Genomic DNA, 910 nt, shown 5'->3' with positions numbered 1-910 from the left:
TACGTAGTGGTCCTTCTGTGGACGGACCTGGTCCTGGATCAATAGGTACTCCTGGATTTTCAGGGTCGATTGGATTCGTCACTACGCTCCCTTCAACTGAAACAGTTCCAGATTGATTTAACGATGCAGGTGTTGCGTTAGCAGTCAAATTGAAAGTACTGCTGAAAAGCACGATAATTAGTACCATACTGAGTAAAAAAGTTTGTTTTGTTACGCTCATTCCCGCTCCTCCTTCCTACGCTTCCGTAAAAAGAGTAAGAGAAGGAATAAAAGGATCATGCCGCCTAAAATCAAACTGTACGTTCGAATTTGTTCCCCAGTACTAGGAAAGTTCCCAATGGGTTTAGTCGGCTTCGCTGTGCTTGATTCCACTGGAGCAGAGCTGCTGGGTTCAGTCACTTCTTCATAAAAAGAAATCTTACCTGTCGTACTGACTTGACCGCCAGTCCCCTCTTTAGCTTGGACAATGGGTCCAGAAACTATTGTACCCACCCATAGAAGCAGAGAACAGCCGAACAAGATAATGCGTGAATAGTTCATTTCCCTCTCTCCTTTTATGGTTGTCCTGCCATCACTTTCCATGTAATGACGCCGACATAATCTCCCGTATATACCGTATCAGAGGAATTGATTTGGAGTTTTATCCCATCTGTATCAGATGTTTTACCCCAACCATCGCTGATGGCATAACTACCCGCTGTACCTTTAGTATTAGTGTAAATCACCTGTGCATCCTGAGATAATATTGTTTCTTTGCCTTGATTCATATAGCGCAAGGCATTAACCAATTCTTGTCCTTCACTGTTGCGCATTGGTGTAGATAAAGATGCGGTCATACGCCAACCATTTTTAGCATCTGCTCGTGTATCCGTTACGACTAATTGCTCGTCGAAAGATGGATCTTCCACGC

2 protein-coding genes and 1 pseudogene are annotated in these 910 nt (G+C 43.8%); all 3 read right to left on the bottom strand.

Annotation, left to right across the window (positions count from 1 at the left end):
- Positions 1-220 (bottom strand): annotated as a pseudogene (locus BCR22_RS10965) (WxL domain-containing protein); the annotation flags it as partial.
- Positions 217-540 carry an LPXTG cell wall anchor domain-containing protein gene (locus BCR22_RS10960; protein WP_069654930.1) on the bottom strand — a complete coding sequence of 108 codons (324 nt, stop codon included), beginning with the start codon at positions 538-540 and terminating at the stop codon, positions 217-219. The gene BCR22_RS10960 and the pseudogene BCR22_RS10965, both read right to left, overlap by 4 nt.
- Positions 541-554: 14 nt before the next feature.
- Positions 555-910: WxL domain-containing protein (locus BCR22_RS10955; RefSeq protein ID WP_205634367.1), on the bottom strand; the 356-nt coding region annotated here is incomplete at its 5' end.

Source organism: Enterococcus plantarum (assembly GCF_001730295.1).
GTDB classification, from domain to species: Bacteria; Bacillota; Bacilli; order Lactobacillales; family Enterococcaceae; genus Enterococcus_L; species Enterococcus_L plantarum.
This window is presented reverse-complemented; position numbering and strand designations above follow the sequence as displayed.

Bases quoted from the DNA above. Each gene is read 5' to 3' on its own strand.
- BCR22_RS10960 (WP_069654930.1), bottom strand. From the start codon at position 540: ATGAACTATTCACGCATTATCTTGTTCGGCTGTTCTCTGCTTCTATGG.